The organism is Dietzia sp. JS16-p6b, from assembly GCF_003052165.1.
Taxonomy (GTDB): domain Bacteria; phylum Actinomycetota; class Actinomycetes; order Mycobacteriales; family Mycobacteriaceae; genus Dietzia.
Genome location: NZ_CP024869.1, coordinates 1,880,943 through 1,906,692, shown reverse-complemented (window position 1 = coordinate 1,906,692; position 25,750 = coordinate 1,880,943). Strand labels below are relative to the sequence as shown.

Sequence of the window (25,750 nt, the reverse complement as noted above, 5' to 3'; positions counted from 1 at the left end):
AGGCTACGCCGCCGCCGCGGCCGGTGCGATCCGCTCGTGCCGACGCGGGTCCGTCCGACGCCACAGCAGGATCGCCAGCACGGTGCAGAGCAGCAGCAGCCATCCGAGCGTGGGGTGGGCGAACTCCAGCAGGCGCCCGTAGTACGGCCATCGCGCCGACTCCCAGAAGTCGAGTGTGAAGAACCCGTAGGCCGCCAACCAGGCGGGCCAGTTGCGGACGAACGACTTGTCCAGCACCACGGTGAGCATGATGGGGATGAGCATCATCGAGTAGTACATCTGGCCGAGGCTGGAGACCAGGAACACACCGGTCAGGATGACCCCGGAGGTGGTGGCGAGCCACAACACCTCGTGGTTGTGCCGGTAGTCGAGCAGGAGATACACGGCCAGCAGGGTGGCCACCACGATGAGGATCCGGGCCACCAGGATGAGCGGCTCGGGGACGCCGTAGTACAGACCGAGCCCGGCGATGGAGCTGTTGTAGTAGTCGCGGACCTCGCTCATGTAGGGCGCGGTGACCTCGAGATACCGGCCGGCGTCCACGGTGAGCGCCCACCCCGCGGCCATCGTGGCGGCGGGGATCGCCAGGGCGGCCACGAAGGGCTGCCACTGTCGACGGATCAGCGGGAGGACCAGCAGAGGCGCGAGCATCGGCTTGATCGCCAGTGACAGCCCCATCGCGACCCCGGCCCACCACAGTCGCCTGCGGTACAGCAGATAGAGGAAGGACACCTGGCACAGGAAGATCACGCCGTTGACGTTCGTGAACACCAGGGTGTTGGTGACCGCCTCGGTACAGAACGCGCCCAGAAGGATCGCCGGGGCGGCGAACGACCGCACGTCGAGGTCGAACAATCGCATGAGAAGCCACAGTGCGGCGATGATCGCGGCGGCGTTGACCAGGATGAACAGCCACCGGGCCACCGTGTAGTTGTCGATCACGCCGAAGGGGGCCAGGAGGAACGTGCCGCTCGGGGCGTAGAGATAGTGCGGCTGAACCGTGAGCAGGTTCTCGCTGTAGACGGGTTCGCCCGCGAGGAAACGCCTGGTCGCCGCGTAGACGGTCCCGAAGTCGTTCGTGATGGATCCGTTGACGGCCTTGATGAGCACGCGATGGATCACCGTCATGATCGCCAACGGCCACAGGATCTGGTTCAACAGGCGGGGCACGGAGTCAGTGCTTCGGGTCGGCAACGGCACGGTGTGCAGGCTACCGGTCGGGGGCACGTCCTTCTGGTAGGCGCCCCGGGTCAGGACGGGCAGGCCACGGATCGGTCGACGGTGGTCGGGTCGGCGAGGAAGCCCGAGAGGGTCGACCGGGCGCACGCCGAGTGGAGCACCACCCACGATCCGGGAGCGCCCCAGGTGAGAATCCGGATGTCTCCCGCCCCGGCGCCGGTCAGCATGCCCGCGGTGGGTTCCAGGGCGGCGGCGCCGGCGACGGGGTCCGCGATCCCTCCCATGAGGAGCACGGGCACGGATCCGGGCAGCTCCACGGGCGTGCGTTCCGGGACGGGCCAGGTCGAACAGGCGGAGAGCTGGGCGGCCAGGATCTCCCCGAAGGGTGCGTCGTCCGCCCATTCGGTGGCGAGCTCGGGTACGCGGTTGACCGGAACCCGCCTGGGCAGGTCGGAGCACTCCGCGACGTACGGAAGTGAGGAGCTCCTCAACGCCTCCGCCCGGGCACGCACCAACGGACCGGGGGCGCCCGCATCGGGGTCCGTCCCCGCGATCTCACCGAGGATCTCGTCCCCGTCGGACGCCTCCGCTGCGGAGGCACCGGACAGGTCGGTGAGTGCGGATCGGATCACGTCGGACAGGAGCGCGGCCGGCACGCGGGCCCCGGGATCTCTCGCGGCGTCGAGGGCGCGGGAGACGGCCTCGACCCTCTGTTCCCCGTCGCCCGGGCCGCACTCGGGACGAGTGCAGGAGGCCGCCCACAGCCGTAACGCGGTATCGGAGCCGTCGAGCGCGGATCGCGCGGCGGTCTCCTGGTCGCCGTCCCACGGTGCGGGGGAGTCCAGGACCAGGAGCGACAACCGATCGGGGTGCGCCCCGGCGTAGTCCAGGGCGGTGCGGGCGCCCGAGCCCAGGGCGAGCACCGCGAGCCCCGGCACACCCCACGACCGACGCAGTTCCTCGAGGTTCTCCGCCGCCCCGGCGGCACCGAAGTCGAGTTCCCGCCCGGCGAGCTGATCAGTGCAGGACTGCGCGGTCTGGGCGAGTTCGCCGCGGAGGTCCGGTGCCCCGGGGTCCGTACCCCGCTCGGCGAGTTCGTCCAGCGTGCGGCGGGCCGACGGGGTCAGGCAGGCACCGGCGGGTCCGGTGCGGCCGATGTGGTCGAGGATCACCAGCGGATGCGATCCCACGATCTCGGTGCCCGCCGAGGCGAACCTGATCGCGAGCGAGTCGGCGGGATCGCCGGGTCCGGCCACCACGACCAGGGGGGCTGCGTCCCGAGGTGTGTCCCCGGTGGTGAGGCGGAGGACAGGGGTATCGCCGAGCAGCGCGCAGTCGACCCGGGCGTCTTGGGGAAGCCCGCGGGTCCCGCCCTCCGCACAGGGAATCCACTGGAGCTCGGATCGGGGCGTCTCCCAGTCTGGTGGGGTGATGAGTTCCGCTTCGCTGTCGGGAGCGGGCGCGCGACCAGGTCCGTCACCGGTGGCCAGTCGCGGTCCCGAGGCGGGTAGGGGAGCACACCCGGCCACGGCCACGACTGCGACGAGCGCGGTGAGCACCGCGCGGGTGGAACGGGCGCCACGTCTCCCGGTCAACGGACGCCCTCACCGACCACCCAGCGGGTGTACAGGCCTCCCGACGGGCAGGAGAACGCCGAGACGACGCGCATCGGCACCCGGGTGTATCCATGCCCGTGGCCCGGGGTCAGTGTCGAGTCGTCGCCTCCGACGATCGCCTCCGGCGCCACCGAGAGGACGAGCTCATCCACGGCGCGTTCCGAGAGGAGCTCCCCGAGGAGTCGGGGGCCACCCTCGAAGTCCACCTCGGCGGCGTGGAGGCGGGATGCCAACGCACGGACGGCGGCACCGGTCGGGCCCGGGTCGAGCACATGGACGGTCACGCCCCGTGCCCGCGCGGCCCCGACGAGCCGGGGGTCCGTCTCGTGTGCCGCCGCGATCTGCATCCTGTCGTCGGTGTCGGCACAGAGGTCGATCAGCTCATCGGGAAGGGACCGGGTGAGTACGAGGACGGTGGGCGCGTGCCCTGTCCGCCTGTCCGCCCAGACCGGGCTCACCTCGGCGGGGCCGTAGTCCTCGGCCAACGCCGTGCCGGAGCCCACCAGGACGAGGTCGGCGCGGGCCCTCATGGCGTCGTAGACCAGGCGGTCGGTGGGCGTTCCCAGGCCCCCGCTCCGGCCGTCGACGGTCGTGGTGCCGTCGACGGAGGCGATCATGACAGCACGGATCACCGGTGCCGCGGTCGGGCTCTCCGGCCGGAGCGCGGCCCAGATCGCGTCGAGCGACGCCGGGTCGTCGCCGAGCGCTGGTGGTCGTGTCGACAGCACCCGGGCCTCCTTCCGTTCTTCACGCCTGTCGCCCCACGATAGGCTCATCGCATGGTCTCCCGCCTCGTTGACGTCACCCCGGTGGTCCCTGCCGACCAACTCGTGGCGCAGATGGTCCCGCCGTCGATGTTCGATGACGTGAGTTTCGATTCCTACATCCCCGACCCTGCCGAGCCCTCGCAGGAGGCCGCGGTCACCGCCTGTCGGCGATTCGCGGAGTCGGTGGTGGCCCGTCGCGCCCCGAAGAAGGGACTGTTCGGGCGTCGGCCCAAGTCGGTGGAGGGCGCGGGGATCTACCTCGACGGTGGCTTCGGGGTGGGCAAGACCCACCTGTTGACCTCGATCTATCACACGTGTCCCGAACCGAAGGCGTTCGGCACGTTCGTCGAGCTCACGCACGTCGTGGGCGCCCTGGGCTTCAACCGGGCGGTCGAGGAGCTGTCCGGACACTCCGTCCTGTGTATCGACGAGTTCGAACTCGACGATCCCGGCGACACCATGCTGGTGTCCCGGCTGCTCGCGGAACTCACCACGGCGGGTGTCAGCGTCGCCGCGACCTCCAACACCCTCCCCGAGCAGCTCGGTGAGGGTCGTTTCGCGGCCAAGGACTTCATGCGCGAGATCCGCAAGATGTCGGGGATCTTCGAGTCGATCCGGGTCGACGGGCCCGACTACCGGCATCGCAACCTGCCCCCGGCGCCGGACCCGATGTCCGACGAGGCGCTCGAGGCGGACGCCGAGGCGGAACCCGGGGCGACGTTGGACGACTTCGACGCGCTGTGCGGGCACCTGGCCACCCTCCACCCGTCCAAGTACAACCGCCTCGTCGACGGGGTGACCAGGGTGTGCCTCCGGGACGTCGGCCCGCTGCCGGACCAGGCCATCGCACTGCGCCTGGTCGTCCTGGCGGACCGCCTCTACGACGCCGGTATCCCCGTCCGCAACTCGGGGCAGAAGCTGGACGCGATCTTCACCGAGGAGATGCTCGCCGGCGGATACCGGAAGAAATATCTCCGGGCCACGTCCCGGCTCCTCGCGCTGTCACGCTTCGAGACGGTCGGCGGCTGAGCCGGGATCGAGACCGCCCGTACCGGCAGTCCACGCGATCTACCCACCAGTCCACCCACCCGGCCCACCCCGGCCGGTCGCTCACCCGGCCCACCCCGGCCGGTCGCTCACCCGGCCCACCCCGGCCGGTCGCTCACAGTGGGCGCTGGACCGGGCGTTCCAGGACGACGTCGCGGTTCCGCACGCCCCCGACCATGAAGTCGCGGTGCCCCCGTCTCTCGAAACCGCTCCGGGCGTAGAAGGCGAGCGCTCTCGAGTTCGCCACGTTCGTCGCCAGCCACAGACTCCGCGCGCCGGAGTCCTGCGCGTGCCGCACCACGGCGTCGAGGAGCCGACCGGCTTCGCCGCTGCCGTGCAGGCACGGGTGGAGATAAAACTTGCTGACACCCACGGTCGGGCGGCTCGAGATCACCCGCGCGCAGGACTCGTCCATCGCGGTGCCCTCGACGAGCAGGGCGTAGGCCAGGATGTCGCCATCGGGCCCGACACCGGCGAGGAGTCGATGGGTCGGGTCCTCCAGGTACCCGCGGAACGAGGTGGGCCCGAGTGTGTCGCGCACGAACGCCTCCACCGACGCACGGGGCAGGTCGGGCGGACACGCGAGCGGGAAGGTCAGAGCGGCCAGGGTCGAGAGGTCGTCGATATCGGCCGCCAGCGCCGATCGGATCGTGAGGGTCATCGTCGACGAGGCTAACCGCCGACTGTCCCGGACAGGAATCGCGGCTCAAGCCGGCCCCCGCGCGCATCCTGGTCGTGCTCTCCGCGGGAATGTGGCGAAATCACCGCAGTGAGAACGACCAAGGCAAGCGGCCCGCGCGCGCGAGGACTCCACCGCCGCGGACATGGCCGACGCCCAAGCGCGACGCCCCGGAGAACGCTCGACGCCCCGGACAAAGCTCCACGCCCCGGACAAAGCTCCACGCCCCGGAAAAGCGCGACGCCCCGGCGGAAGACCGGGGCGTCGTGTCGTGGTGCGCGATACTGGGATTGAACCAGTGACCTCTTCCGTGTCAGGGAAGCGCTCTCCCGCTGAGCTAATCGCGCGGGACTCACCAACCGGATCACTCCGGCGTGGAGGTGGAGACGGGAATCGAACCCGTGTTGACGGCTTTGCAGGCCGCTGCCTCACCACTCGGCCACTCCACCGAAAAGGTATCGAGCCCGGTGAGGACTCCTGGCTCCTCGATCCCTCCGAGCGGATGACGGGATTCGAACCCGCGACCCTCACCTTGGCAAGGTGATGCGCTACCAGCTGCGCCACATCCGCACTGCTCCCCGGCGTGCTGTTGCTCACCGCGTTGCGAGAATGAACATTAGCCGACGCCGATCTTGGAACACAAATCGGGGGGCGGAAACGTCGCCTCATCTGCTCTGATGCTGCCCATCCGGGCGGGCTGTGCGTCCGGCGAGGGGGCGGCGAGGTGCGCGCGAGGTCGTCGAGGACCCCGAATTGGGTCCCGGCGCGGGGCTTGCTACAGTGTTGCGGTGCCGACGCGAGAACGACGGCGCACGAGGTCCTATAGCTCAGTGGAAGAGCGCTCCGTTCACACCGGAGAGGTCACTGGTTCGAACCCAGTTAGGACCACCGCAGGCGCAGCCCCTGTCTCCCCCCGGGAGGCGGGGGCTTTTTCGCGTTCACAGGCCACTTCCTCGTTCACAGACCACTTCCTCGTTCACAGGCCACGCCCGGTCGCCCACGCCCGGTCGCCCGGTCGCCCGGCGCCCGGTCTCCCGGCGCCCGGCGCCCGGTCTCCCGGCGCCCGGCGCGCGTATGAACCCCCACTGTCATCGTTTCTCTACGGGTGAGGAGACCTCGCCGGCCGCACCGTCTCGTCGACTGTGATCTCGACAACTTCAGAGCGTTAGAAACAACTGAGCACTTTGCTGGCAACGCCTGAGTAACACACCGGGCATAGCGTCCGCGACGTGCCACGACATCTGAATCGTGGGAGCCGAGCGCGTCGGAAGGAACGGCAATGACGGGAATGTTCGCCACGTCGGTCATCGGGATCGCACTGCTCGCCGCCGGGCTGAGCAAGCTACGCGACATCGAGGGCCACTCCCGAGTGGTCGTCGGATACAAGATCCTGCCCGACGCCGTCGCGGCGCGTGTGGGACGGGTTCTGCCGTTCCTCGAGATCGTGCTCGGTGCGGCGTGTCTCGGGCGAGTCGGCCTGCCGGCCGTCGCGTGGTCGGTGGCCGTCCTGTTCTGCGTCTATGCGGCCGGACTGGCAGTGAACCTCCTCCGAGGCCGCACGGAGCTGGACTGCGGATGCTTCGCCTTCGGTGAGCACGACGCTCCCAGGATCGGGTGGTGGCACGTGGCCAGGGCCCTCGCGTTCGCCGCCGGCGCCGTGGCCTGCCTGTACCTGCCGGGCCCGAGTTCTCTGCCCGAGGTGGCGACCGGGTTCGTCCTCGCCGTACTGGCGGTCGCGCTGGCGTTCGGGGCGGCCGCGGTGTCCTCGACGTTGACGCTCGGTCGGAGCAGGGTCGACGACTACCTCCAGCCGGCCCGCGACGAACTCAGCCGGCGCTACTCCGCCTCCCCCTAGCGGTTCCCCGCCCCAATAAGGGAATTCTTATCTGTCACATCCTCTACACCCGCATGCCGCAGTCGGGCGTCGCCCGATCGTCCACCCTCGAACAGGAGTACTCCTATGTCTGCTTTCGTCCTCACGCTGCTCGTCGTCCTCGTGCTGGTCGACGTCGTCCTGGTCCTGATGATCCTGGGGTTGGCCCGGGAACTGGGCCGGGTCCAGGTGCGTCTCGGCCCGCTCGGGGCCAGGGTGCTCGACTCGGGTCCTGCGGTCGGGGACACCGGCCCGTCCTTCTCGGGCCTGGTCGACCACATGGAACGGGACACCACCGTCGCCGGCGAGCGCGACAAGCCCCAGCTGCTGATGTTCACGGGCCCGAAGTGCTCGACCTGCAAGGCGTTGCTCCCGGGGATCAAGGCCATGGCCAAGGCCGAGCGCGACCTCGACGTGGTGCTGATCTCGGACGGGACCGAGGAGGAGCACCGTGAGTTTTTGGCCGGAGCCGGGATCGGCGCGGAACTGTCCTACCTCGACGCCCGCGACGTGGGCATCGCGTACCAGGTCGGCACCACTCCGTACGGGATCCTCCTGGACACCGACGGGTCCATCGCCGCCAAGGGTCTGTGCAACAACATGCAGCACGTCGAGAGTCTTCTCAACGCGCTGGAGTCGGGCACGCCGACGATCCAGCACCTCTACGCCGGTATCGGCGTCCCCACCGCCTCGTGAGCGCACCGCGGCGCTCGTCACCGCGGTCCGCGCACGATCCGTCCACCCCATGCAAGGAAAGGAACACCTCGTGGCTCACATCGATGACTCCGACCAACGCCGCCTGACAGAACACGCCGAATGGCTGTCCGGCGGGGGAGGGAGTTCGCTCAGCAAGGTCTCCCGGCGCCTGTCGGAACGCACGTCCCGCCGCTCGGTCCTCTCGAAGATGGCCAAGTGGACCATGGGCCTGTCGGGAGTGGCCGTGGTCGGCGCACTGCCGGTCACCCGCGACCCCCAGGCCCTCGCCCAGCAACCGCCCGCGTCCGGCGCCACGACGCCCCCCGCCCCGCAGAATGCGGTGACCCCGTTCGGGGCCGGTGACGACCTCCTGCCCACGTACGACGGCAAGGATCCCACCGAGTGCAACTACTGGCGCTGGTGCAACATGGACGGCCGACCCTGCCCCTCCTGTGCGGGCGGCGGAGTCTCGACCTGCGCACCCGGATCGAAGCCGGGAGCGGAGTACTGGGTGGGGTGCTGCACCCATCCCGCGAACGGCAAGACGTACCTGATCGCCTACTACGACTGTTGTGGCGCCCCGCGGTGCTCCACGAAGTACTGCGGCGAACCGGACGCCCAGGCCGTCATGTACAACCCGGTCTCCGGCAGTTTCGATCAGGAGATCATCTGGTGCGTCTCGGACGAGTCCCAGTCGTACACCTGCACGCTCGCCCCGATCATCGGCGAGGACTGCCAGACCAACCACGCCACCCGCCCGCGCGTCGGCGCGGGCTCCCGCTAGAAGGGCCGAGAGGACCACTCAGATGACCGTTTTCACCACCCCCCGCCTCGCGGGCCTCTCCGCGGCCACCGCGGCCGTGCTCCTGCTGGTCGGGTGTTCGCCCGGTTCCGACGGCGGAGACGACGGGGAGTTCGACGTGGCCAACGGGGTCGCGACCACCTACGAGTTCCCGAACGTCCCCGCGGTCACGGCCCCTCCGGCGAACGCCACGCTCGGCGACGAGGACCAGGAACTGGGAGAGGTCGGCGCCGACCCGAACATCCCGTACACCGCCGAGGTGACACCGATCGGCGCCGACTGGATGATCGCCGCAGAGTGGCGCGACGACGAGACCGTCTGGGCCGCCTTCGACCCCGCCGACGGCGTCGTCAAGACCCGCATCACCACAGGTCACGGTATCTGGGACGACGTCGTCCACCTCTTCACGACCGATACCCCTGCCGACCCGCAGGCCGTGGCGTTCGAGGTGTGGACCCCGCGCGGTTCGCGCGGCCAGGCCGACTACACCGTCTCGACCTACTCCGGAAACCTGCTCGAACCCGACGAGGTGCTCCTACCGCGCCACGTGCGGTTCCACTCCCGAGAGGGTTCGCACACGATCAGCGGCGCCGGCCGGTTCATGACCTCGTGGGACGACCAGCTCTTCGGGCCCCGTGTGGTGGATCTGGACCGCGGGGTGCTGTCCGGAGAGCAGCAGATCATCGGCTGCGGACCGTACACGTGGCCGGTCGGGGACAAGATCTACTCGGTGTGCGAACGATCCCGCGAACTGCTCGAGCTCACGATCGACGACGAGGGGCGCATCAGCGAGAGCGGCCGCTCGAAGGTCCTGCCCGAGGGTTTCACGGCGTCTCGTGAGGCGCACTTCGCCGACGACGTGGAGTCCGGGTTCCTCATCAACGAGGCCGGCGAGGCCTACCTCTTCGACTTCTCCTCCGGCCTGCCCACCGACGAGGTGCGTCCGCTGGGCAACGTGGGTCGAGACGGAGGACGCTTCTACACGAACGGCATCCGTCCCGACGGGGAGCAGTTCTTCGTGGAGTACACCGATTCCGACATCCATCCTCATTCCGCCAACGGGGGAGACGTGGTCCGGGTCCGGTTGTTCGACGTCGACGGCGCGCGGGAGACCCAGAACCTCGATCTGGAGAAGCTCGGGCTGGACTCGATCGACTCCGTCTCCTACAACCTCGACGGATCGGTCCTCTACGTCCTGGGCACCGCCCCCGGAACGGGTGACGACGAGGGGGAGGACCTGCCCACGATCGTCGGCGTCGACCCCGCGACGGGGGAGGTCGTCTCCACCGCGACGATCACCGGCCACGCCGGCGGCTCCGACGGTGTCAGCGGAGTGCGGGCCCCGGAGCGGAGGGTCGCCTGATGGGACTTTCCCCGGGGACGCTGGACCCGGCCCGGTCCGGAGTGAGCCGACGGGCCTTCCTGGCCGCGCTCGGACTCGGTGGGGTGGGGGTGGCGATGGCGGCCTGCGCGGCCGAGAACGCCATCACCACCGCCGTTCAGGCCTCGGACCGGATCGGGTACGCGGATCCCGAGGTCGCCGCGGCGGAGGCCGCCCGGTTCAGTTCGGGGCGCGCGGTGGACGTCACGGTGACAGCCGCACTCGCCGCCTTCGGTCTCGCCGGTCGTCAGGTCTCGGCGAGGTCGTACGGCGACGGGCCGGTGGGGCCGGAGATCCGGGCCTCCCTGGGGGACGAACTCCGGGTCCACCACGTCAACGCCCTGGACGAGGAGACCGTGATCCACTGGCACGGCATCCAGATCCGGAACGACATGGACGGTGCCCCTCCGTTGACGGGTGAGAACGTCGCCCCCGGTGGGTCGTATGACTACGCGTTCAGGCTGCCGCACGCCGGGACGTACTGGTATCACTCGCATTCCGGGCTCCAGGCGGATGAGGCGATGCTGGGCGCGCTGATCGCCGAGGATCCGAAGGATCCTTACGGCGCCGACGTCGACCTGGTGGTCGTGCTCGACGACTGGACCGTGGGGCACGGGCCGTCACCTGAGGACCTGCTCCGCGCCCTCAACCCGGCGCTGGGTGGGCACGCGGGCCACGGGGGACACGGAGGGCACCAGGGTCACGGATCCGTGACGACGACGACCACGACCCCGGTGGATCCGGAGGCCATGGCGCGGACCGCCGGGCCGCATCCGGAGTCCGTGGAACTCGGCGGGATGACCCAGCACATCTCCTACCCGGTGCACCTGATCAACGGCCGACCCACCGCCGACGCCGAGCCGCTGGTGGCACCCCCGGGCGCCACCGCGAGGCTCCGCATCATCAACGCCGCGGCGGAGACGCCGTACCGCGTGGCCGTGGGAGGTCGCATGATGCGGGTCATCGAGACCGACGGGTTCCCCTGCGAACCGGTGGATGCCGCGTCCGTGCTCGTGGGGATGGCCCAGCGGGTCGACGTCCTGGTCGAGGTCGGCTCCGGCACGTGGCCCGTGGTCGCGCGGGTGGAGGGCACGGACGACTTCGTCGCCACGACCCTGCGCAGCCGGGACTCGGTCACCAGCGTCGACCTCGCCCGGTCCGGCCGGATACCCGAGCTGGACCGCACGCCGGTTCAGGACTCGGGCCTCCGGGCCACCGAGGCCTCCGCACTGCCGGCGCGGTCCCCGGATCGGACCTTCCGACTGGAACTCATCCAGTCGCCCTCGGATTACGTGTGGGGGATCGCCGGACCGGATGTCGGGAAGGTGACCATGCGGACGGGGGAGCGCATCCGCGTCGAGATGACCAACAACACGACGATGTGGCACCCCATGCACCTGCACGGACACACGTTCGGGGTCCCGGAGTACGGCGGGTTGCGGCGAGACACCGTGATCATCCACCCGGGCCAGAATCTGGCGTTCGAGTTCGACGCCGACAACCCGGGGGCGTGGATGTTCCACTGCCACAACGCCTACCACCTGGACGCCGGGATGACGACCAACTTCTACTACGAGAGGTAACTGACGATGTTGCGACACACCGCCAAGATCGCCGCGATCGCCGTGTCGGCGGTCCTGCTGACGACCGGGTGCTCTTCTGACGGCGGGACCGGGGGCGCCTCCTCCGGCACCACCGTGCAGGTCCGTGTCCTCGACATGAGCTACGACCCCGCGGTCGTGACGATCAAGCCGGGGGACACCGTCGAATGGGTCTGGGAGGCCTCCCTTCCCCACGACGTCGTCTCCGACGACGACGCGCCGATGAGTTTCGCCTCCGAACTCCAGACGGAGGGGAGCTACTCGCAGACGTTCGACACCGCCGGCGTCTACGGCTACCACTGCACCCCGCACGCCCAGATGACCGGGGAGGTGATGGTCGAAGAATGACCCGCACCCGGACGGGTCTCCCACGTCGACACCCGGGCCTGGCCGTCGTGGCCGCCGCGGTCCTCGCGGTCACCGGGTGCGGGAGCTCCCCGGAGCCGACCAGGGTCACGGTGCGCAACGTCGCCTTCGACCCCCGGGAGGTGCACCTGACGGCCGGGGAGGAGGTCGCCTGGTTCTACGACGACGGAGGGACGTTCCACGACATCGTCGTGGACGGCCTCACGTCGACAGCCGGCTTCCGCGCCGAGGGCGAGCACAGGATGACGTTCGACCAGCCCGGTGTCTACCGCGTCACCTGCTCCATCCATCCCCAGATGGTGGGCACCGTCATCGTCAGCCCCCGCCGGTGATCACGCGTCAACCGGACACAGATCTCTCGCTCATTCCACTATCGAGGAGGAACATCATGACCAGTACCCAGACCACAGCCCCACACCTCGCAGAGGTCCCTCCGCCCGACGTGGCGGAAGGCAGGACGGTGGCCGACATCTCCGATCTCGACCTGGGTGACCGGCCGGGCATCCGTCCCCGGATGGGTGTCGCCGTCGGCCTGGCCACCAGGCTCGGCGTGGCCGCCGCCTCCGTGGCGGTGGGCGTCGGTGCGGCCGTCGCCGTCGGCGCGGTCGGTGGGCTCACCGCATCCGTTGCCCTGACGGTCGGAGTGGTGGGCGCCGCCGCCCTCACCGCCGTCGCCGCGAACTGGTCGACCTGCGGCATGTCCGTGGCGGGCGTCGTCGCCGCGCCCAAGCAGTCGGACCGTCCCGGCGACGGGTCCGCGCTGGCCCGGCTGGGGGCGCATCTGGCGGGATCACTGCTCACCGCTCTGCCGGTGGGCGCGGGCCTGGGGCTCCTGGGCATGGCCGCCAACCAGGTCGTGGGGCCGGTGCCCGTCGCCCCGGTGTTGGCGGGATGGTCCCTGCTCGCCCTGATGTACGGCCTGCACGAGACCGGGCTCGTCCGCATGCCCACCCCCATGCGACGTCAGCAGCTGCCACGGCACCTGCGCCGGGTCGGCCGGCCCATGAGGGTCTCGTTCTACTTCGGGACGTTGATCGGGCCGGGGTTCATGATCTTCATCCGTTCGAGCGCGTACTACCTGCTCTTCCTGGGCACCGTGGCGCTCGCGAACCCCGCCCTGGGTGCGGCGTTGTTCGCCGCCGTGTCGGTCGGCCGATGCGGGCCGTCGGTCATGGCGATCGTGCACCAGCACCGCGGCGGCACGATGGGTGACTTCCTGCTCAAGTGCATGTCCGCGGACCGGCTCGTGCAGCTCGCCGCGGGCTCCGGCCTGCTCGCCCTGGCCGGGTTCGGAGCCGCGGCTCTGGCCGTGTGACGACGGCGCCCACCAGGAGTGCGCGCGGGGCACCCGGTCCGTCACACGGGCCGGGTGCCCCGCGGGTGCGTGAGCGTCCCGGTACGTCCCCCGGGCGGTCCGGGACTCCGGGGGCCGCCGGGTAGCATGGACCGGCCCAGGTCCGTCGTCGGAGTTGGTGCGCCCGTCACGGGTGGCCCGCAGTCACCCGTCGTCCACTGCCGAGGAGATCGCCCCCCGTGTCCGAGAACCGCATGCCGGAAGCCGACGTCGACGCGACGGGTGCGGGCACCGTGACCACGACCGTCATCCCGGCGGGGGAGCCGGCGGGCAAGATCCTCGCCGAGCGGGAACTGCAGGTCAGGAGTGGGCCCGGCACCATCGTGGTGGTGCGCGACCCGGGTGGCGCGCTGCGCGATCTGTCGTGGGTCCCCGAGGTGGACACCCAGGTCGAACTCGTCCGTGCGGACACCGAGGACGGCAGGTCCGTCATCAGACACTCCTGTGCCCACGTCCTGGCGCAGGCCGTGCAGGACAAGTTCCCCGAGGCGAAGCTGGGGATCGGCCCGCCGATCGAGAACGGCTTCTACTACGACTTCGACGTGGCCGAACCGTTCACCCCCGAGGACCTCAAGGACCTCGAGAAGCGGATGAAGAAGATCATCAAGTCGGGCCAGCGGTTCGCCCGGCGCGAGTACGCCTCGCTGGACGAGGCCCGCGCCGAACTCGCGGGCGAGCCCTACAAGCTCGAACTGGTCGAGGACAAGGGCCGGGCCGACTCAGGCGACGCCGGGGGCGCCGAGGCGCTCGAGGACGCGGAGATCATGGAGGTCGGGGCGGGAGCGCTGACCGCGTACGACAACCTCAACCCTCGGACCGGCGAGGTGATCTGGTCGGACCTGTGCCGGGGGCCCCACGCACCGACCACCAAGTTCATCCCCGCGTTCACCCTCACCCGGTCCTCCGCGGCGTACTGGCGCGGGGACCAGAAGAACGCCGGCCTCCAGCGCATCTACGGCACGGCGTGGGAGAGCACGGAGGCGATGGACGCCTACCTCGATCGCCTCGCCGAGGCGGAGAAGAGGGACCACCGCCGGTTGGGCACCGAACTCGACCTGTTCAGTTTCCCGGACGAGATCGGGTCGGGGTTCCCGGTGTTCCACCCGCGCGGCGGGATCATCCGCAACGAGATGGAACAGCACTCCCTACGCCGCCATCTCGCGGCCGGGTACTCGCTGGTCAACACGCCCCACGTGACCAAGGGCGACCTCTTCCGCAAGTCCCAGCACCTGAGCTGGTACTCGGAGGGGATGTTCCCCCCCATGGTGCTCGACGCCGAGTACGATGCCGAGGGCAACGAGACCAAGCCGGGTCAGGACTACTACGTCAAGCCCATGAACTGCCCCATGCACAACCTGGTCTTCGACTCCCGCGGCCGCTCCTACCGCGAACTGCCCCTGCGGATGTTCGAGTTCGGCACGGTCTACCGCTACGAGAAATCCGGCGTCGTCCACGGCCTCACCCGCGCTCGTGGATTCACTCAGGACGACGCCCACATCTACTGCACCGAGGAGCAGATGGAGGGCGAGATCGCCTCCGTCCTGTCCTTCATCATCTCGCTGCTGCGCGACTACGGACTCGAGGACTTCTACCTCGAGCTGTCCACCAAGGACCCCGAGAAGTACGTCGGGGGCGACGAGATCTGGGAGCGGGCCACCGAGACGCTCGAGCGGGTCGCCACCCACTCCGGCCTCGAGCTGGTCCCGGACCCGGGCGGGGCGGCGTTCTACGGCCCCAAGATCTCGGTCCAGGCTCGGGATGCGATCGGACGCACCTGGCAGATGTCCACCGTGCAGCTCGACTTCAACCTCCCCGAGCTCTTCGATCTCACCTACAACGCCGCCGACGGCACCAAGAAGCGTCCCGTGATGATCCACCGGGCACTCTTCGGTTCGATCGAACGATTCTTCGCCGTCCTGCTCGAGCACTACGCGGGGATGTTCCCGGCGTGGCTGGCCCCCGTGCAGGTGGTCGGGATCCCCGTGGCGGAGGCCCACGAGAAGCACCTCGAGGACGTGATCGACGAGCTCCGGGGCCGGGGGATCCGCGCCGAGCTCGATCTGGCCGACGAGCGGATGCAGAAGAAGATCCGCACCCACACGACCGGCAAGGTCCCGTTCATGCTGCTGGCCGGCGACCGGGACGTGGAGGCGGGGGCGGTAAGCTTCCGGTTCCCCGACGGCACCCAACTGAACGGGGTCTCGCGTACCGCCGCGATGGACAAGATCGGGTACTGGATCAACTCGCGGCGCAACGACGTGCCCACCGCGGAGCGGGTGTGACGCCCCGGGAGCCGATCCGGTCGGACGGCTACCGCCAGTACGGGGCGGGGGAGGACCGTCTCCAACGGCTGTGGACCCCGTATCGCATGGCCTACATCGCGGAATCGGCGCCCCCGCCCGTCGAGGGCATGACGGGGGAGCCGTTCCTCGACATCCCCCGGATGAGTGACGAGGACGGTCTGGTGGTGGCCCGCGGAGCGGCCGTCTACGTGGTCCTCAACCTCTACCCCTACAACCCGGGGCACTCCATGGTGGTGCCGTACCGCAAGGTGGCCGACCTGGAGGATCTCGACGACGACGAGTCGCGCGAACTCATGTCCTACACGCAGCACCTCATCCGGGTCATCAAGGCCGTGTCCCGGCCCGATTCCTTCAACGTGGGACTCAACCTGGGCAGTGCCGCGGGGGGATCGCTGTCCGGCCATCTCCATCAGCACGTCGTGCCGCGCTGGATCGGGGACGCCAACTTCATTACCGTGACCGGCGACACCAAGGTGCTGCCGCAGCTGCTCCGCCAGACCCGACAGCTCCTGGCCGAGGCGTGGTCGACGGTGCCCGGTCCCGACCGCACCTGATTCGGGGGAAGAGATGCTCAGCGAGTTCGGAAGGTCGGGCGTCACCAAGGTGGCGCACCCCTTCGCGGCGTTCCTGGTCCGGATCGGGGTCACGGCCAACGGCATCACCCTGACCGGGCTCATCCTGACCTGCGCGGCGGCGGTGGTCCTCTTCGGCAACGGCCATCTGGTCGCCGGGGCGATAGTGATCGCCCTGTGCACCCTGCTCGACCTGGTCGACGGCGCGGTCGCACGGGCGGGAGACGGCGGGTCCCCGTACGGCGCACTGGTCGACGCGGTGTCGGACCGGGTGGCGGACGGCGTCATACTCGCCTCCCTGCTGTGGTGGCTCGTGGACGGGCGCCCCGACGACAAGTACGCACTCGGCATGCTGCTGGCCTGCCTCGTGCTCTCGCAGGTGGTCTCCTATTCCAAGGCGCGTGCGGACGCCGGCGGACTGCGCACGCCCGGTGGCCTCATGGAACGCGCCGACCGTCTGGTGTTGATCCTCCTCGGCGCCGGGCTGGAGGGACTGGGGGTGCCCTGGGCCCTCTCGGTCGCGCTCACGGTGGTGGCGGTGGGCAGCCTCGTCACCGTCATCCAACGGGTGTGGGGCGGGCGGGCCGACTACCTCGGGCGGCCCGACCGGCTCGAGTCACCGTCGGCGGGCGACCTGTGACCCGCACGGGCCAGCGCCTCTCGGACCTCGGATACGCCGCGGGGTGGGCTGTGGTCCGCGCGCTTCCCGAACCGGTGGCGCGGGCCCTGTTCCGGGCCGGGGCGGATCTCGCCGCCCGACGTCAGGGCGAGGACTCCCAACTACGCCGGAACCTGTCGCGGGTCCTCGGCGTCGAGCCGGCACAGGTTCCGGACGACCTCATCCGGGACTCCTTCCGGTCCTACGCCCGTTACTGGCGGGAGGCGTTCCGCCTCCCGTCGATGGACCGCGAGGCGGTGGCCCGCGAGATGGATCGGACCATCGAGGGCGTCGAGCATCTCGATGCGGCGCTCGCCGGGGGCCGCGGCGTGATCGTGGCCCTCCCGCACTCGGCCAACTGGGATCTCGGCGGGACTTGGCTGGCCCGCCGGTACGGCACCTTCGCGACGGTCGCGGAGAGGTTGGAGCCGGAATCGCTGTACCAGCGTTTCCTGGCGTACCGGGAGAGCCTGGGCTTCACCATCTATCCGCACACCGGTGGCCCGACGCCTCCGTTCGAGGCGCTGCGCGAGTTCCTCGCCGGGGGCGGGATCGTGTGCCTGCCCGGCGAGCGCGACCTGCGGCACACCGGTGTCCCCGTCACCTTCTTCGGTGAGACCACCCGCATGCCCGCCGGGGCCGCGAGGCTCGCGGTCGAGACCGGGGCCCCGCTCCTGGTGGCGCAGTTCTGGTACCCCGACGAGGAGACGATGCGCGTGCGGATCACCCCGCCCGTGGACGTCTCCGGGGGCGTCGAGGCGGGCGTCCAGGCGATGGCCGACCTGTTCGCCGAGGGGATAGCCCGTCACCCGGCGGACTGGCACATGCTCCAACCCCTCTGGCTGGCCGACCTGTCCGCCGACCGCCGCGCACGGATCGAGGGTTGATCGACCCGTGCGCATCGGCATGATCTGTCCCTACTCCTTCGATGCGCCGGGGGGCGTCCAGGCTCACGTGGTGGACCTGACCGAGGAGCTGCGTCGGCGCGGCCACACGGTCCGGGTACTCGCTCCCGGTCGCGCCGAGAACGCCCCTGTCTCCGGGATGACGCTGACCGGCCCGGGGGTGCCGATCCCGTACAACGGGTCCGTGGCCCGGTTGAGCTTCGGCCCGGCGGCCTGGCGCGCGACCCGTCACTGGCTGCGTGACGAACCGCTCGACGTCTTGCACATCCACGAGCCCAACGCGCCCGGGGTGGGGATGTTCGCCCTGGCCATGTCCTCCGGGCCCATCACGGCGACCTTCCACACCTCGACCACGAAATCGATGATCCTCGGTGCGGCAGACGGGGCCCTCGCGCCACTGCTGGAGAAGATCCGCGGTCGGATCGCGGTCTCGACCCTGGCCCGGCGGTGGCAGATGGAGGCCCTGGGGTCAGGCGCGGTGGAGATCCCCAACGGGGTCGACGTGTCGGCCTTCCGCGGGGTCGACGCCTCCGCCGAGTACAGCGACTCACCCACGGTGGCCTTTCTCGGACGCTACGACGAACCGCGCAAGGGTATGGACGTGCTCGTCTCCGCGCTCCCGGACGTGCTGCGGGCCGTGCCCGGCCTCCGGTTGCGGATCATGGGTGACGGCGACGAACGGGCCCTGCGTGCCCGGTTGCCGTCAGTCCTCGACGTGGAGTTCCTCGGCCGGGTCGACGACACCCGCAAGGCCGCGGTACTCGCGGCGGCGGACGTCTACTGCGCCCCCAACACCGGCGGCGAGAGCTTCGGGATCGTCCTGGTGGAGGCCATGGCCGCCGGGACCGCCGTGGTGGCCTCGGACCTCGACGCGTTCCGCCGTGTCCTGAGCGACGGGGAGTGCGGAGAACTCGCCCCCGTCGGGGATCCCGACGCCCTGGCCCGCGCCCTCATCCGTGTCCTCGGCGACTCCTCGCACCGCGCCGATCTGTGCGCCCGCGCGTCGGAGGCCGTCCGGGAGTTCGACTGGCCGGTCGTGGCCGAGCGCGTGATCCGCGTGTACGAGACCGTCCGCGCCCCCGGGGAGACGCTTCATGTCCGCTGAGGTCGTCCTCGTCGTCGTCCTACTGGCCCTCCTGCTGGTCGCCGCCCTGATCACCGCCTACGTCACCGCCCATCGTCTCGACCGGCTGCACATCCGGACGGATCTCGCCCGGGCGGCCCTGATCGGCGCGCTGGAGCGCCGCCACACGGTGACCGCGGCGATCATCGCCGAACTGGGGGGCAGGGACCCCGTGGCGGCCCAGCGTCTGTCGCACGCCCTCGTGCGGGCTCGGGCCCACCCCTCGGACACCGTCACCGGGACCGACCCCCGTCCGGAGCCGGCGCCGGACAGGCCCGGGCGATCCGGTCGGGCCGGTCCGCCAGGCCCGCCCGGTCACGGAGGTCGGCCCCCTGAGGACGGTTCCCCGGACACCGAACGGGCGGAGAACAGCCTCGGCACGCTGCTGGCGGGGCTTGACGTGGCCGCGCTCCCGGCCGACCTCGCCGCAGAGCTCGAGGACGTGACCGACCGGGTGGCGATGGCCCGGAGTTTCTACAACGACGCGGTCCGCGACACGAGGAACCTCCGCGAGCAGGGCACCGTGAGAGCGTTCCGGCTGGCGGGACGCGCACCGATGCCCGACTACGTCGAACTCGTCGACCACCCACCTGCGGGAGGCTGACCCCGCACGGTGGGGCGGCGGTTGGGGAACCGAGGTCAGGGCGACCTACACTGGACGCCTACCACGAGTCATCGACGCCAGGAAAGGCCTATTTCGTGAGCGAGCCGCAGTCCACCGAGAACACCACCGGAACCGCACGCGTCAAGCGAGGTATGGCCGAGATGCTCAAGGGTGGCGTCATCATGGACGTCGTGACCGCCGAGCAGGCGAAGATCGCCGAGGACGCCGGCGCCGTGGCCGTCATGGCCCTCGAGCGCGTCCCCGCCGACATCCGCGCCCAGGGCGGGGTCGCGCGGATGAGCGACCCCGACCTCATCGACGGGATCATCGACGCCGTCTCCATCCCCGTGATGGCCAAGGCGCGCATCGGTCACTTCGTCGAGGCACAGATCCTCCAGGCGCTCGGCGTGGACTACGTCGACGAGTCCGAGGTCCTCACTCCGGCCGACTACGCCAACCACATCGACAAGTTCGCGTTCACCGTCCCGTTCGTCTGTGGTGCGACCAATCTCGGTGAGGCGCTGCGGCGCATCACCGAGGGCGCGGCGATGATCCGGTCCAAGGGGGAGGCCGGCACGGGCGACGTCTCCAACGCCACCACCCATATGCGGAAGATCCGCCAGGAGATCCGCCGCCTGCAGAACCTGCCCGAGGACGAGCTCTACGTGGCGGCGAAGGAGCTCCAGGCGCCGTACGAACTGGTCAAGGAGGTCGCTGAGAAGGGCAAGCTCCCCGTGGTGTTGTTCACCGCCGGCGGCATCGCCACCCCCGCCGACGCCGCGATGATGATGCAGCTCGGCGCCGAGGGCGTGTTCGTCGGGTCGGGCATCTTCAAGTCCGGCAATCCCTCCGAGCGCGCCAAGGCGATCGTCAAGGCGACCACCTTCCACGACGACCCCGAGACCCTGGCGACCATCTCCCGCGGTCTGGGCGAGGCCATGGTGGGCATCAACGTCGACGACATCCCGGAGCCGCACCGGCTCGCCGAGCGGGGTTGGTGACCCTCCGGTGGCCAAGATCGAGGACATCCTCGCGATCGAGCGGATCGACCGCGACCTCTACCGCGGTCACGCGATCGAGACCCATCTGCAGCGCACCTTCGGCGGTCAGGTCGCCGGCCAGACACTGACCGCCGCGGTCAGCACCGTCGACGACGACAAGCACGTCCATTCCCTCCACGGGTACTTCATCCGGCCGGGGGTCCCGTCTGCACCCACCGTCTTCCAGGTGGACCGGCTGCGGGACGGGCGGAGCTTCGCCACCCGGCGGGTCACCGCGATCCAGGAAGGTGAGCCGATCTTCTCGATGTCGGCCTCCTTCCACCTCCGCGACCAGGAGGGGATCGAGCATCAGGACCCGATACCACAGGTCATCGATGCCGAGGAGATTCCCGCGCCCCGGTACGAGGACCTGGACGAGACCCACCGCGTCTTCGTGGACGAGTGGGCGCAGTGGGACATCCGGATGGTGCCTCGCGAGAAGCTCCGCGGATCGTCACAGTTCGCCTCCCAGCAGCGGGTGTGGTTCCGATGTGTGGACGAGCTGCCGGACGACCCCAACTTCCACGTCTGCACACTCGCCTACATGTCGGACATGACCCTGCTCAGCTCGGCGAAAGTCATCCATCCTGACGAGCCGACCCAGGACGCCTCGCTGGACCACGCCATGTGGTTCCTGCGCCCGTTCCGGGCCGACGAGTGGCTGCTGTACGACCAGACGTCACCGTCCGCCTTCGGGGGCCGGGCCCTCACCCAGGGTCGCATCTTCGACCGCACCGGGCGCCTCGTCGCCGCGGTCACCCAGGAAGGGCTGTCGCGTCGGCTCCGGGAGGGCGCGCAACCCTTCCCGGTGGACATGTCGGGTGGCACCGACCCGGACCGAGGGTGAGCGCGTCGGGCCGGCCCCGGATCGGTGTGCTCGCCCTCCAGGGCGACGTCGCCGAGCACCTTCGGCACCTCGAGACCGTCGGCGCCGAGGCCGTGACGGTGCGCCGCCGATCGGAACTCGACTCCGTCGACGGACTGGTGCTCCCGGGCGGTGAATCGACCGCGATGAGCCGCCTGCTGGACGTGTACGAGATGTACGAGCCGGTGTCGGAACGCATCGCGGACGGTATGCCCGTCTACGGCTCGTGCGCGGGCATGATCCTGCTGGCGTCACTGGTGCTCGACACCCGCCCCGACGCCACCTGGTTCTCCGCCATCGACATGACGGTCCGACGCAACGCCTTCGGCCGGCAGGTCGACTCGTTCGAGGCCGACCTCGTCGTCGACGCCCTCGGCCCCGACCCGCTGCGCACCGTCTTCATCCGCGCGCCCTGGGTGGAGAGCGTGGGACCGGACGTCGACGTCCTCGCGGGCGTCCATGCGTCGGACGGCCGGGAGCACGTGGTCGCCGTGCGCCAGGGCAACGCCCTGGCCACCTCGTTCCACCCCGAGGTCACCGACGACGTGCGCGTCCATCGGTACTTCCTCGACATGGTGACGGCGGCGACCTCGTAGAGTGGGCCGTCAGCGGCACCTGTAAGTCACCCGGAGGTCATCCAGGCCTCATCCCCAGACACCCGGAGGGCGGAACTCCCCATGTCAGGCCATTCCAAGTGGGCCACCACCAAGCACAAGAAGGCGGCGATCGACGCCAAGCGCGGAAAGCTCTTCGCCAAGCTCGTCAAGAACATCGAGGTGGCGGCCCGCACCGGTGGTGGTGACCCCGACGGCAACCCTACGCTGTTCGACGCCATCCAGAAGGCCAAGAAGAACTCGGTTCCCGGCGACAACGTTGAGCGGGCGCGTCGGCGTGGTGCCGGCGAGGAGGCGGGCGGCGCCGACTGGGAGACCATCATGTACGAGGGCTACGGGCCCAACGGCGTGGCGATGCTGATCGAATGCCTGACGGACAACCGCAACCGCGCGGCGATGGAGGTCCGGACGGCCATGACCCGGGGCGGCGGCAACCTGGCGGACCCGGGTTCCGTGGCCTACCTCTTCACACGGAAGGGCGAGATCATCCTGGACAAGGGCGATCTCGAGGAGGACGACGTCCTCATGGCGGTGCTCGACGCGGGGGCCGAGGAGGTCAACGACCTCGGCGACCGCTTCGAGGTCATCTGCGAACCCACCGACCTCGTCCAGGTCCGGTCGGCCCTCCAGGCCGCCGGGATCGACTACGACTCGGCCGAGTCGGTCTTCCGGGCCTCCGTAGAGGTGACGGTCGACGCAGAGGGGGCGGGGAAGATCTTCCGCCTCATCGACGCCCTCGAGGACTCGGACGATGTCCAGAACGTGTACTCGAACGTCGACGTACCGGACGACGTGCTCGCGTCGCTGGAGTCCTGAGGAGCCTGGCGCTGGTACGCTATCGAACGTAGGTTCTAGCACCGATCGGCGGAGGTTCGATGCGCGTCATGGGAGTGGACCCCGGGCTGACCCGGTGCGGTCTCGCGTTGATCGAGACCGCACCCGGTCGCGGCGTCACCGCCCTCGACGTGGACGTGGTGCGGACCAGAACGGACGAGCCCGTCGAGCGCCGCCTCCGTGCGGTGCACGAGGTGGCCGACGAGTGGATGGCCATCCACCGCCCCGACGTGGTGGCCATCGAGCGGGTCTTCGCCCAGAACCAGGTGTCCACCGCGATGGGCACGGCGCAGGCCGCTGGCGTCGTGGCCATGGCCGCGGCCTACCGGGACATCCCGGTGGCGTTCCACACCCCCTCCGAGGTCAAGGCGGCAGTGACCGGGAGCGGTCGCGCCGACAAAAAGCAGATGACACTCATGGTCACGCGGATACTCGGCCTGCAGAAGCCCCCGAGCCCGGCCGACGCCGCCGACGCGCTGGCGCTGGCCGTCTGCCACAGCTGGCGGGCGCCGATGCAGGGTCGGGTGGCCGCCCTCGACGCCCAGGTGTCGAGATCCCGCGCGGGCTTCGAGGCCAAGGTCGTCGAGGGCAGGGCGGCGGCGACCCGCGCCGCCGGAGTCGGTCGGTCGCGGAGCGGGACCAGCACCGCCGACCAGGAACGCGCGCGGGCGGCGGCACGGGGGATGGCTCGAACGAAGGGAGTGCGCTGGTGATCGCCTCGATCAGGGGGACGGTGGCCGAGATCGGTCTGGACCGCTGCGTGGTGGAGACCGGTGGCGTCGGCGTCCTGGTCCACGCGACGCCGGCCGCGCTGGCGGGTCTGCGCCGGGGCGCGGAGGGCACGCTGCACACCGAGCTCGTGGTGCGCGAGGACTCGCTGACGCTCTACGGGTTCGACTCCGCGGACGCCCGTCGCCTCTTCTCCACCGTGCAGACGGTCTCCGGCGTGGGACCGCGCCTGGCCCTGGCGATCCTGGCCACTCTCGAACCCGACCAGCTGGTCCGGGCGCTGGGGACGGAGGACGTCTCGGCGCTCACCCGCGTGCCCGGGGTGGGCAAGCGCACGGCCGAGAGGATGGTCCTCGAGCTCAAGGACAAGGTCGGGCCCGTACACGACGCCGACGGCAGCGCCGCCGGACCCGGGGTGTCCGCGGCCCCGGCGGCGACCGAGGTGGCCGGAGCGCTCGAGGGACTCGGTTTCTCGGCCACGGAGGCGGAGAAGACGGCGGCCGCCGTCCTGTCGGACGATCCGGACCTGGGTCCGGCGGAGGCCCTGCGTCTGGCACTGCGGTCGCTCGGTAGGCGCTGATGACCGGGCCGTACCGGGACGCGGACGGGAGCGAGGCGGAGGTGGGGTTGTCCGCCGCGTCGACCCCGTTCGACTCCGATGTCGAGGGTGCCCTCCGTCCGCGGAACCTCGGGGAGTTCATCGGTCAGGTGACGGTCCGCGAGCAACTCGAGCTCGTTCTCACCGCGGCCACCCGGCGTGGGGTGGTCCCGGACCACCTGTTGTTCTCCGGCCCGCCGGGTCTGGGAAAGACGAGCCTGGCGATGATCGTCGCGGCCGAGCTCGGGGGATCGCTCCGCATCACCTCCGGCCCCGCTCTGGAACGCCCGGGGGATCTCGCCGCCATGCTCTCCAACCTCATCGAGGGCGACGTCCTGTTCATCGACGAGATCCACCGGATCGCACGTCCGGCAGAAGAGATGCTGTACCTCGCCATGGAGGACTTCCGGATCGACATCATGGTGGGCAAAGGGCCCGGCGCGACCTCCATCCCGCTGGAGATCGCCCCGTTCACACTGGTCGGCGCCACCACCCGATCAGGTGCGCTCACCGGCCCGTTGCGCGATCGCTTCGGCTTCACGGCGCACATGGACTTCTACACGGACGAGGACCTGGCCCGCATCGTCTCCCGGGCGGCCGAGATCCTCGAGATCCCGGTGCAACCGGACGCGGCGATGGAGATCGCCGGGCGCTCCCGCGGCACACCGCGGATCGCGAACCGCCTGCTGCGCCGCGTCCGCGACTACGCCGAGGTCCGGGCGGACGGGCGGGTCACTGTTCCGGTCGCCCGCGCGGCGCTCCGGGTCTACGAGGTGGACGAGCTGGGCCTGGACAGACTGGACCGTGCGGTCCTGCGCGCGCTGCTCGTCCAACATGAGGGCGGGCCGGTCGGATTGAGCACGCTCGCCGTGGCCGTGGGGGAGGAGGCGACCACCCTCGAGGAGGTCTGTGAACCGTTTCTCGTCCGTGCCGGTCTGCTCGCCCGCACGCCCCGTGGCCGGGTCGCCACCGCCGCGGCGTGGGAGCACCTGGGCCTGCGCCGATCGGACAGGGATCCGACCGAACCGATGCTGCCGGTGGAGACGGAGACGGGACCCGGCCCGCGCGGATGACCACCCGGGTGGCATCCTCGGACGAGACCGGTCCGACGCCCGGACCCGACACCTTCGGACCCACCGACGGGTCCCGACACGAGAGGACCCCCATGGGACTGGAACTCCTGTTGCCACTCATGATCATCGCGCTCGTCGCGCTGATGTTCTTCCAGAGCTCCAAGCAGCGGAAGGCGATGAAGGACCTGCAGGAGATGCAGGCCTCACTCTCGGTCGGTGATCAGGTGCTCACCACCTCCGGGCTGCACGCCACGGTCGTCACGGTCGGCGAGGAGACCCTGGTCCTGGAGATCGCCCCCGGGGTCCGGACGCAGTGGGACCGTCGGGTGATCCGCGAGAAGCTCGACCCCGGAACGACCCCCGGATCGTCCACCGGAGAAGACGGCGCTGATTCCGGACGAGGGGCTACCGGCGAGTAGTGTGATGGGGCCGTCCAGCCGGAGGCCCCTGCAGAAGACCGAGAGAGATCAC

At 70.1% G+C, this 25,750-nt stretch carries 27 protein-coding genes and 4 tRNA genes; 24 read left to right on the top strand and 7 right to left on the bottom strand.

Annotated elements, in window-relative coordinates; translation table 11 throughout:
• Positions 1-3: 3 nt before the first annotated feature.
• From CT688_RS08670 to CT688_RS08660, 3 genes are all read right to left on the bottom strand, one after another.
• The gene (locus CT688_RS08670; protein ID WP_234414823.1) at positions 4-1,170 is read right to left on the bottom strand and encodes a glycosyltransferase family 87 protein; all 1,167 of its coding nucleotides are present in this window, start codon (positions 1,168-1,170) and stop codon (positions 4-6) included.
• Positions 1,171-1,250: 80 nt separating this feature from the next.
• Positions 1,251-2,774 carry an alpha/beta hydrolase gene (locus CT688_RS08665; RefSeq protein WP_228549447.1) on the bottom strand — a complete coding sequence of 508 codons (1,524 nt, stop codon included), beginning with the start codon at positions 2,772-2,774 and terminating at the stop codon, positions 1,251-1,253.
• Positions 2,771-3,523, bottom strand: a complete 753-nt coding sequence (locus CT688_RS08660; protein WP_107756569.1) for a dihydrofolate reductase family protein — start codon at positions 3,521-3,523, stop codon at positions 2,771-2,773. The genes CT688_RS08665 and CT688_RS08660 overlap by 4 nt, the downstream gene beginning before the upstream one ends.
• A 51-nt stretch (positions 3,524-3,574) precedes the next feature.
• Here CT688_RS08660 and zapE point away from each other — a divergent pair, with 51 nt between their 5' ends.
• Complete coding sequence (gene zapE / locus CT688_RS08655) at positions 3,575-4,591, top strand: cell division protein ZapE (protein ID WP_107756568.1); 1,017 nt, start codon at positions 3,575-3,577, stop codon at positions 4,589-4,591.
• A 133-nt stretch (positions 4,592-4,724) separates the two neighbouring features.
• On the opposite strand, the gene CT688_RS08650 is transcribed toward zapE, so the two are convergent.
• The 4 genes from CT688_RS08650 to CT688_RS08635 all read right to left on the bottom strand — a co-directional run bounded on the left by CT688_RS08650 (position 4,725) and on the right by CT688_RS08635 (position 5,858).
• Positions 4,725-5,270, bottom strand: coding sequence for an N-acetyltransferase (locus CT688_RS08650; RefSeq protein WP_107756567.1), 546 nt, complete (start codon positions 5,268-5,270; stop codon positions 4,725-4,727).
• A 290-nt stretch (positions 5,271-5,560) separates the two neighbouring features.
• Positions 5,561-5,635: transfer RNA gene (locus CT688_RS08645), tRNA-Val, on the bottom strand.
• Positions 5,636-5,663: 28 nt separating this feature from the next.
• A tRNA-Cys gene (locus CT688_RS08640) sits at positions 5,664-5,737 on the bottom strand.
• 48 nt (positions 5,738-5,785) lie between these two features.
• Positions 5,786-5,858: transfer RNA gene (locus CT688_RS08635), tRNA-Gly, on the bottom strand.
• Between the two features lie 246 nt (positions 5,859-6,104).
• Here CT688_RS08635 and CT688_RS08630 point away from each other — a divergent pair.
• The 23 genes from CT688_RS08630 to yajC all read left to right on the top strand — a co-directional run bounded on the left by CT688_RS08630 (position 6,105) and on the right by yajC (position 25,698).
• A tRNA-Val gene (locus CT688_RS08630) sits at positions 6,105-6,176 on the top strand.
• 391 nt (positions 6,177-6,567) lie between these two features.
• Positions 6,568-7,143, top strand: a complete 576-nt coding sequence (locus tag CT688_RS08625; RefSeq protein WP_107756566.1) for a MauE/DoxX family redox-associated membrane protein — start codon at positions 6,568-6,570, stop codon at positions 7,141-7,143.
• Between the two features lie 105 nt (positions 7,144-7,248).
• Complete coding sequence (locus CT688_RS08620) at positions 7,249-7,857, top strand: redoxin domain-containing protein (protein ID WP_107756565.1); 609 nt, start codon at positions 7,249-7,251, stop codon at positions 7,855-7,857.
• A gap of 70 nt (positions 7,858-7,927) precedes the next feature.
• Positions 7,928-8,641 (top strand): methylamine dehydrogenase light chain, encoded by a 714-nt coding sequence (locus CT688_RS08615; protein ID WP_370446292.1) that lies wholly within the window; start codon positions 7,928-7,930, stop codon positions 8,639-8,641.
• A gap of 22 nt (positions 8,642-8,663) precedes the next feature.
• Positions 8,664-10,022 carry a hypothetical protein gene (locus tag CT688_RS08610; RefSeq protein WP_107756563.1) on the top strand — a complete coding sequence of 453 codons (1,359 nt, stop codon included), beginning with the start codon at positions 8,664-8,666 and terminating at the stop codon, positions 10,020-10,022.
• Positions 10,022-11,623, top strand: a complete 1,602-nt coding sequence (locus CT688_RS08605; RefSeq protein WP_107756562.1) for a multicopper oxidase family protein — start codon at positions 10,022-10,024, stop codon at positions 11,621-11,623. Before CT688_RS08610 ends, CT688_RS08605 begins: the two co-directional genes overlap by 1 nt.
• Before the next feature lie 6 nt (positions 11,624-11,629).
• On the top strand, positions 11,630-11,989 hold the full coding sequence (locus CT688_RS08600; protein ID WP_107756561.1) for a plastocyanin/azurin family copper-binding protein: 360 nt from the start codon (positions 11,630-11,632) through the stop codon (positions 11,987-11,989).
• A complete protein-coding gene (locus tag CT688_RS08595) occupies positions 11,986-12,339 on the top strand; it encodes a cupredoxin domain-containing protein (protein WP_107756560.1) in 354 nt (117 codons plus the stop codon). Before CT688_RS08600 ends, CT688_RS08595 begins: the two co-directional genes overlap by 4 nt.
• A gap of 182 nt (positions 12,340-12,521) precedes the next feature.
• Positions 12,522-13,322: a methylamine utilization protein gene (locus CT688_RS08590; protein ID WP_107758099.1), complete on the top strand. Its 801-nt coding sequence runs from the start codon at positions 12,522-12,524 to the stop codon at positions 13,320-13,322.
• 233 nt (positions 13,323-13,555) lie between these two features.
• Positions 13,556-15,643, top strand: a complete 2,088-nt coding sequence (gene thrS / locus CT688_RS08585; RefSeq protein WP_107758098.1) for a threonine--tRNA ligase — start codon at positions 13,556-13,558, stop codon at positions 15,641-15,643.
• On the top strand, positions 15,640-16,218 hold the full coding sequence (locus CT688_RS08580) for an HIT domain-containing protein (protein WP_107756559.1): 579 nt from the start codon (positions 15,640-15,642) through the stop codon (positions 16,216-16,218). Before thrS ends, CT688_RS08580 begins: the two co-directional genes overlap by 4 nt.
• Positions 16,219-16,231: 13 nt before the next feature.
• Positions 16,232-16,876: a phosphatidylinositol phosphate synthase gene (pgsA, locus tag CT688_RS08575; RefSeq protein WP_107756558.1), complete on the top strand. Its 645-nt coding sequence runs from the start codon at positions 16,232-16,234 to the stop codon at positions 16,874-16,876.
• Positions 16,873-17,781 carry a phosphatidylinositol mannoside acyltransferase gene (locus tag CT688_RS08570; protein WP_107756557.1) on the top strand — a complete coding sequence of 303 codons (909 nt, stop codon included), beginning with the start codon at positions 16,873-16,875 and terminating at the stop codon, positions 17,779-17,781. The genes pgsA and CT688_RS08570 overlap by 4 nt, the downstream gene beginning before the upstream one ends.
• Before the next feature lie 7 nt (positions 17,782-17,788).
• Positions 17,789-18,904, top strand: a complete 1,116-nt coding sequence (locus CT688_RS08565) for a glycosyltransferase family 4 protein (RefSeq protein ID WP_107756556.1) — start codon at positions 17,789-17,791, stop codon at positions 18,902-18,904.
• Complete coding sequence (locus CT688_RS08560; RefSeq protein WP_107756555.1) at positions 18,894-19,526, top strand: NUDIX hydrolase; 633 nt, start codon at positions 18,894-18,896, stop codon at positions 19,524-19,526. Before CT688_RS08565 ends, CT688_RS08560 begins: the two co-directional genes overlap by 11 nt.
• A gap of 95 nt (positions 19,527-19,621) precedes the next feature.
• Positions 19,622-20,527 (top strand): pyridoxal 5'-phosphate synthase lyase subunit PdxS, encoded by a 906-nt coding sequence (gene pdxS, locus CT688_RS08555; protein ID WP_107756554.1) that lies wholly within the window; start codon positions 19,622-19,624, stop codon positions 20,525-20,527.
• A gap of 7 nt (positions 20,528-20,534) precedes the next feature.
• Entirely contained in the window at positions 20,535-21,413 is an 879-nt protein-coding gene (locus CT688_RS08550; protein WP_107756553.1) for an acyl-CoA thioesterase II, read from the top strand.
• The gene (gene pdxT / locus CT688_RS08545; RefSeq protein ID WP_107756552.1) at positions 21,410-22,027 is read left to right on the top strand and encodes a pyridoxal 5'-phosphate synthase glutaminase subunit PdxT; all 618 of its coding nucleotides are present in this window, start codon (positions 21,410-21,412) and stop codon (positions 22,025-22,027) included. The genes CT688_RS08550 and pdxT overlap by 4 nt, the downstream gene beginning before the upstream one ends.
• An 81-nt stretch (positions 22,028-22,108) precedes the next feature.
• Positions 22,109-22,861 (top strand): YebC/PmpR family DNA-binding transcriptional regulator, encoded by a 753-nt coding sequence (locus CT688_RS08540; protein WP_107756551.1) that lies wholly within the window; start codon positions 22,109-22,111, stop codon positions 22,859-22,861.
• Between the two features lie 59 nt (positions 22,862-22,920).
• Entirely contained in the window at positions 22,921-23,592 is a 672-nt protein-coding gene (ruvC, locus tag CT688_RS08535; RefSeq protein WP_107756550.1) for a crossover junction endodeoxyribonuclease RuvC, read from the top strand.
• Positions 23,589-24,188, top strand: a complete 600-nt coding sequence (gene ruvA, locus CT688_RS08530; RefSeq protein ID WP_107756549.1) for a Holliday junction branch migration protein RuvA — start codon at positions 23,589-23,591, stop codon at positions 24,186-24,188. The genes ruvC and ruvA overlap by 4 nt, the downstream gene beginning before the upstream one ends.
• Positions 24,188-25,279, top strand: coding sequence for a Holliday junction branch migration DNA helicase RuvB (gene ruvB / locus CT688_RS08525; protein ID WP_107756548.1), 1,092 nt, complete (start codon positions 24,188-24,190; stop codon positions 25,277-25,279). Before ruvA ends, ruvB begins: the two co-directional genes overlap by 1 nt.
• Positions 25,276-25,698 (top strand): preprotein translocase subunit YajC, encoded by a 423-nt coding sequence (gene yajC / locus CT688_RS08520; RefSeq protein ID WP_231750261.1) that lies wholly within the window; start codon positions 25,276-25,278, stop codon positions 25,696-25,698. Before ruvB ends, yajC begins: the two co-directional genes overlap by 4 nt.
• The last annotated feature ends 52 nt before the right edge of the window (positions 25,699-25,750 follow it).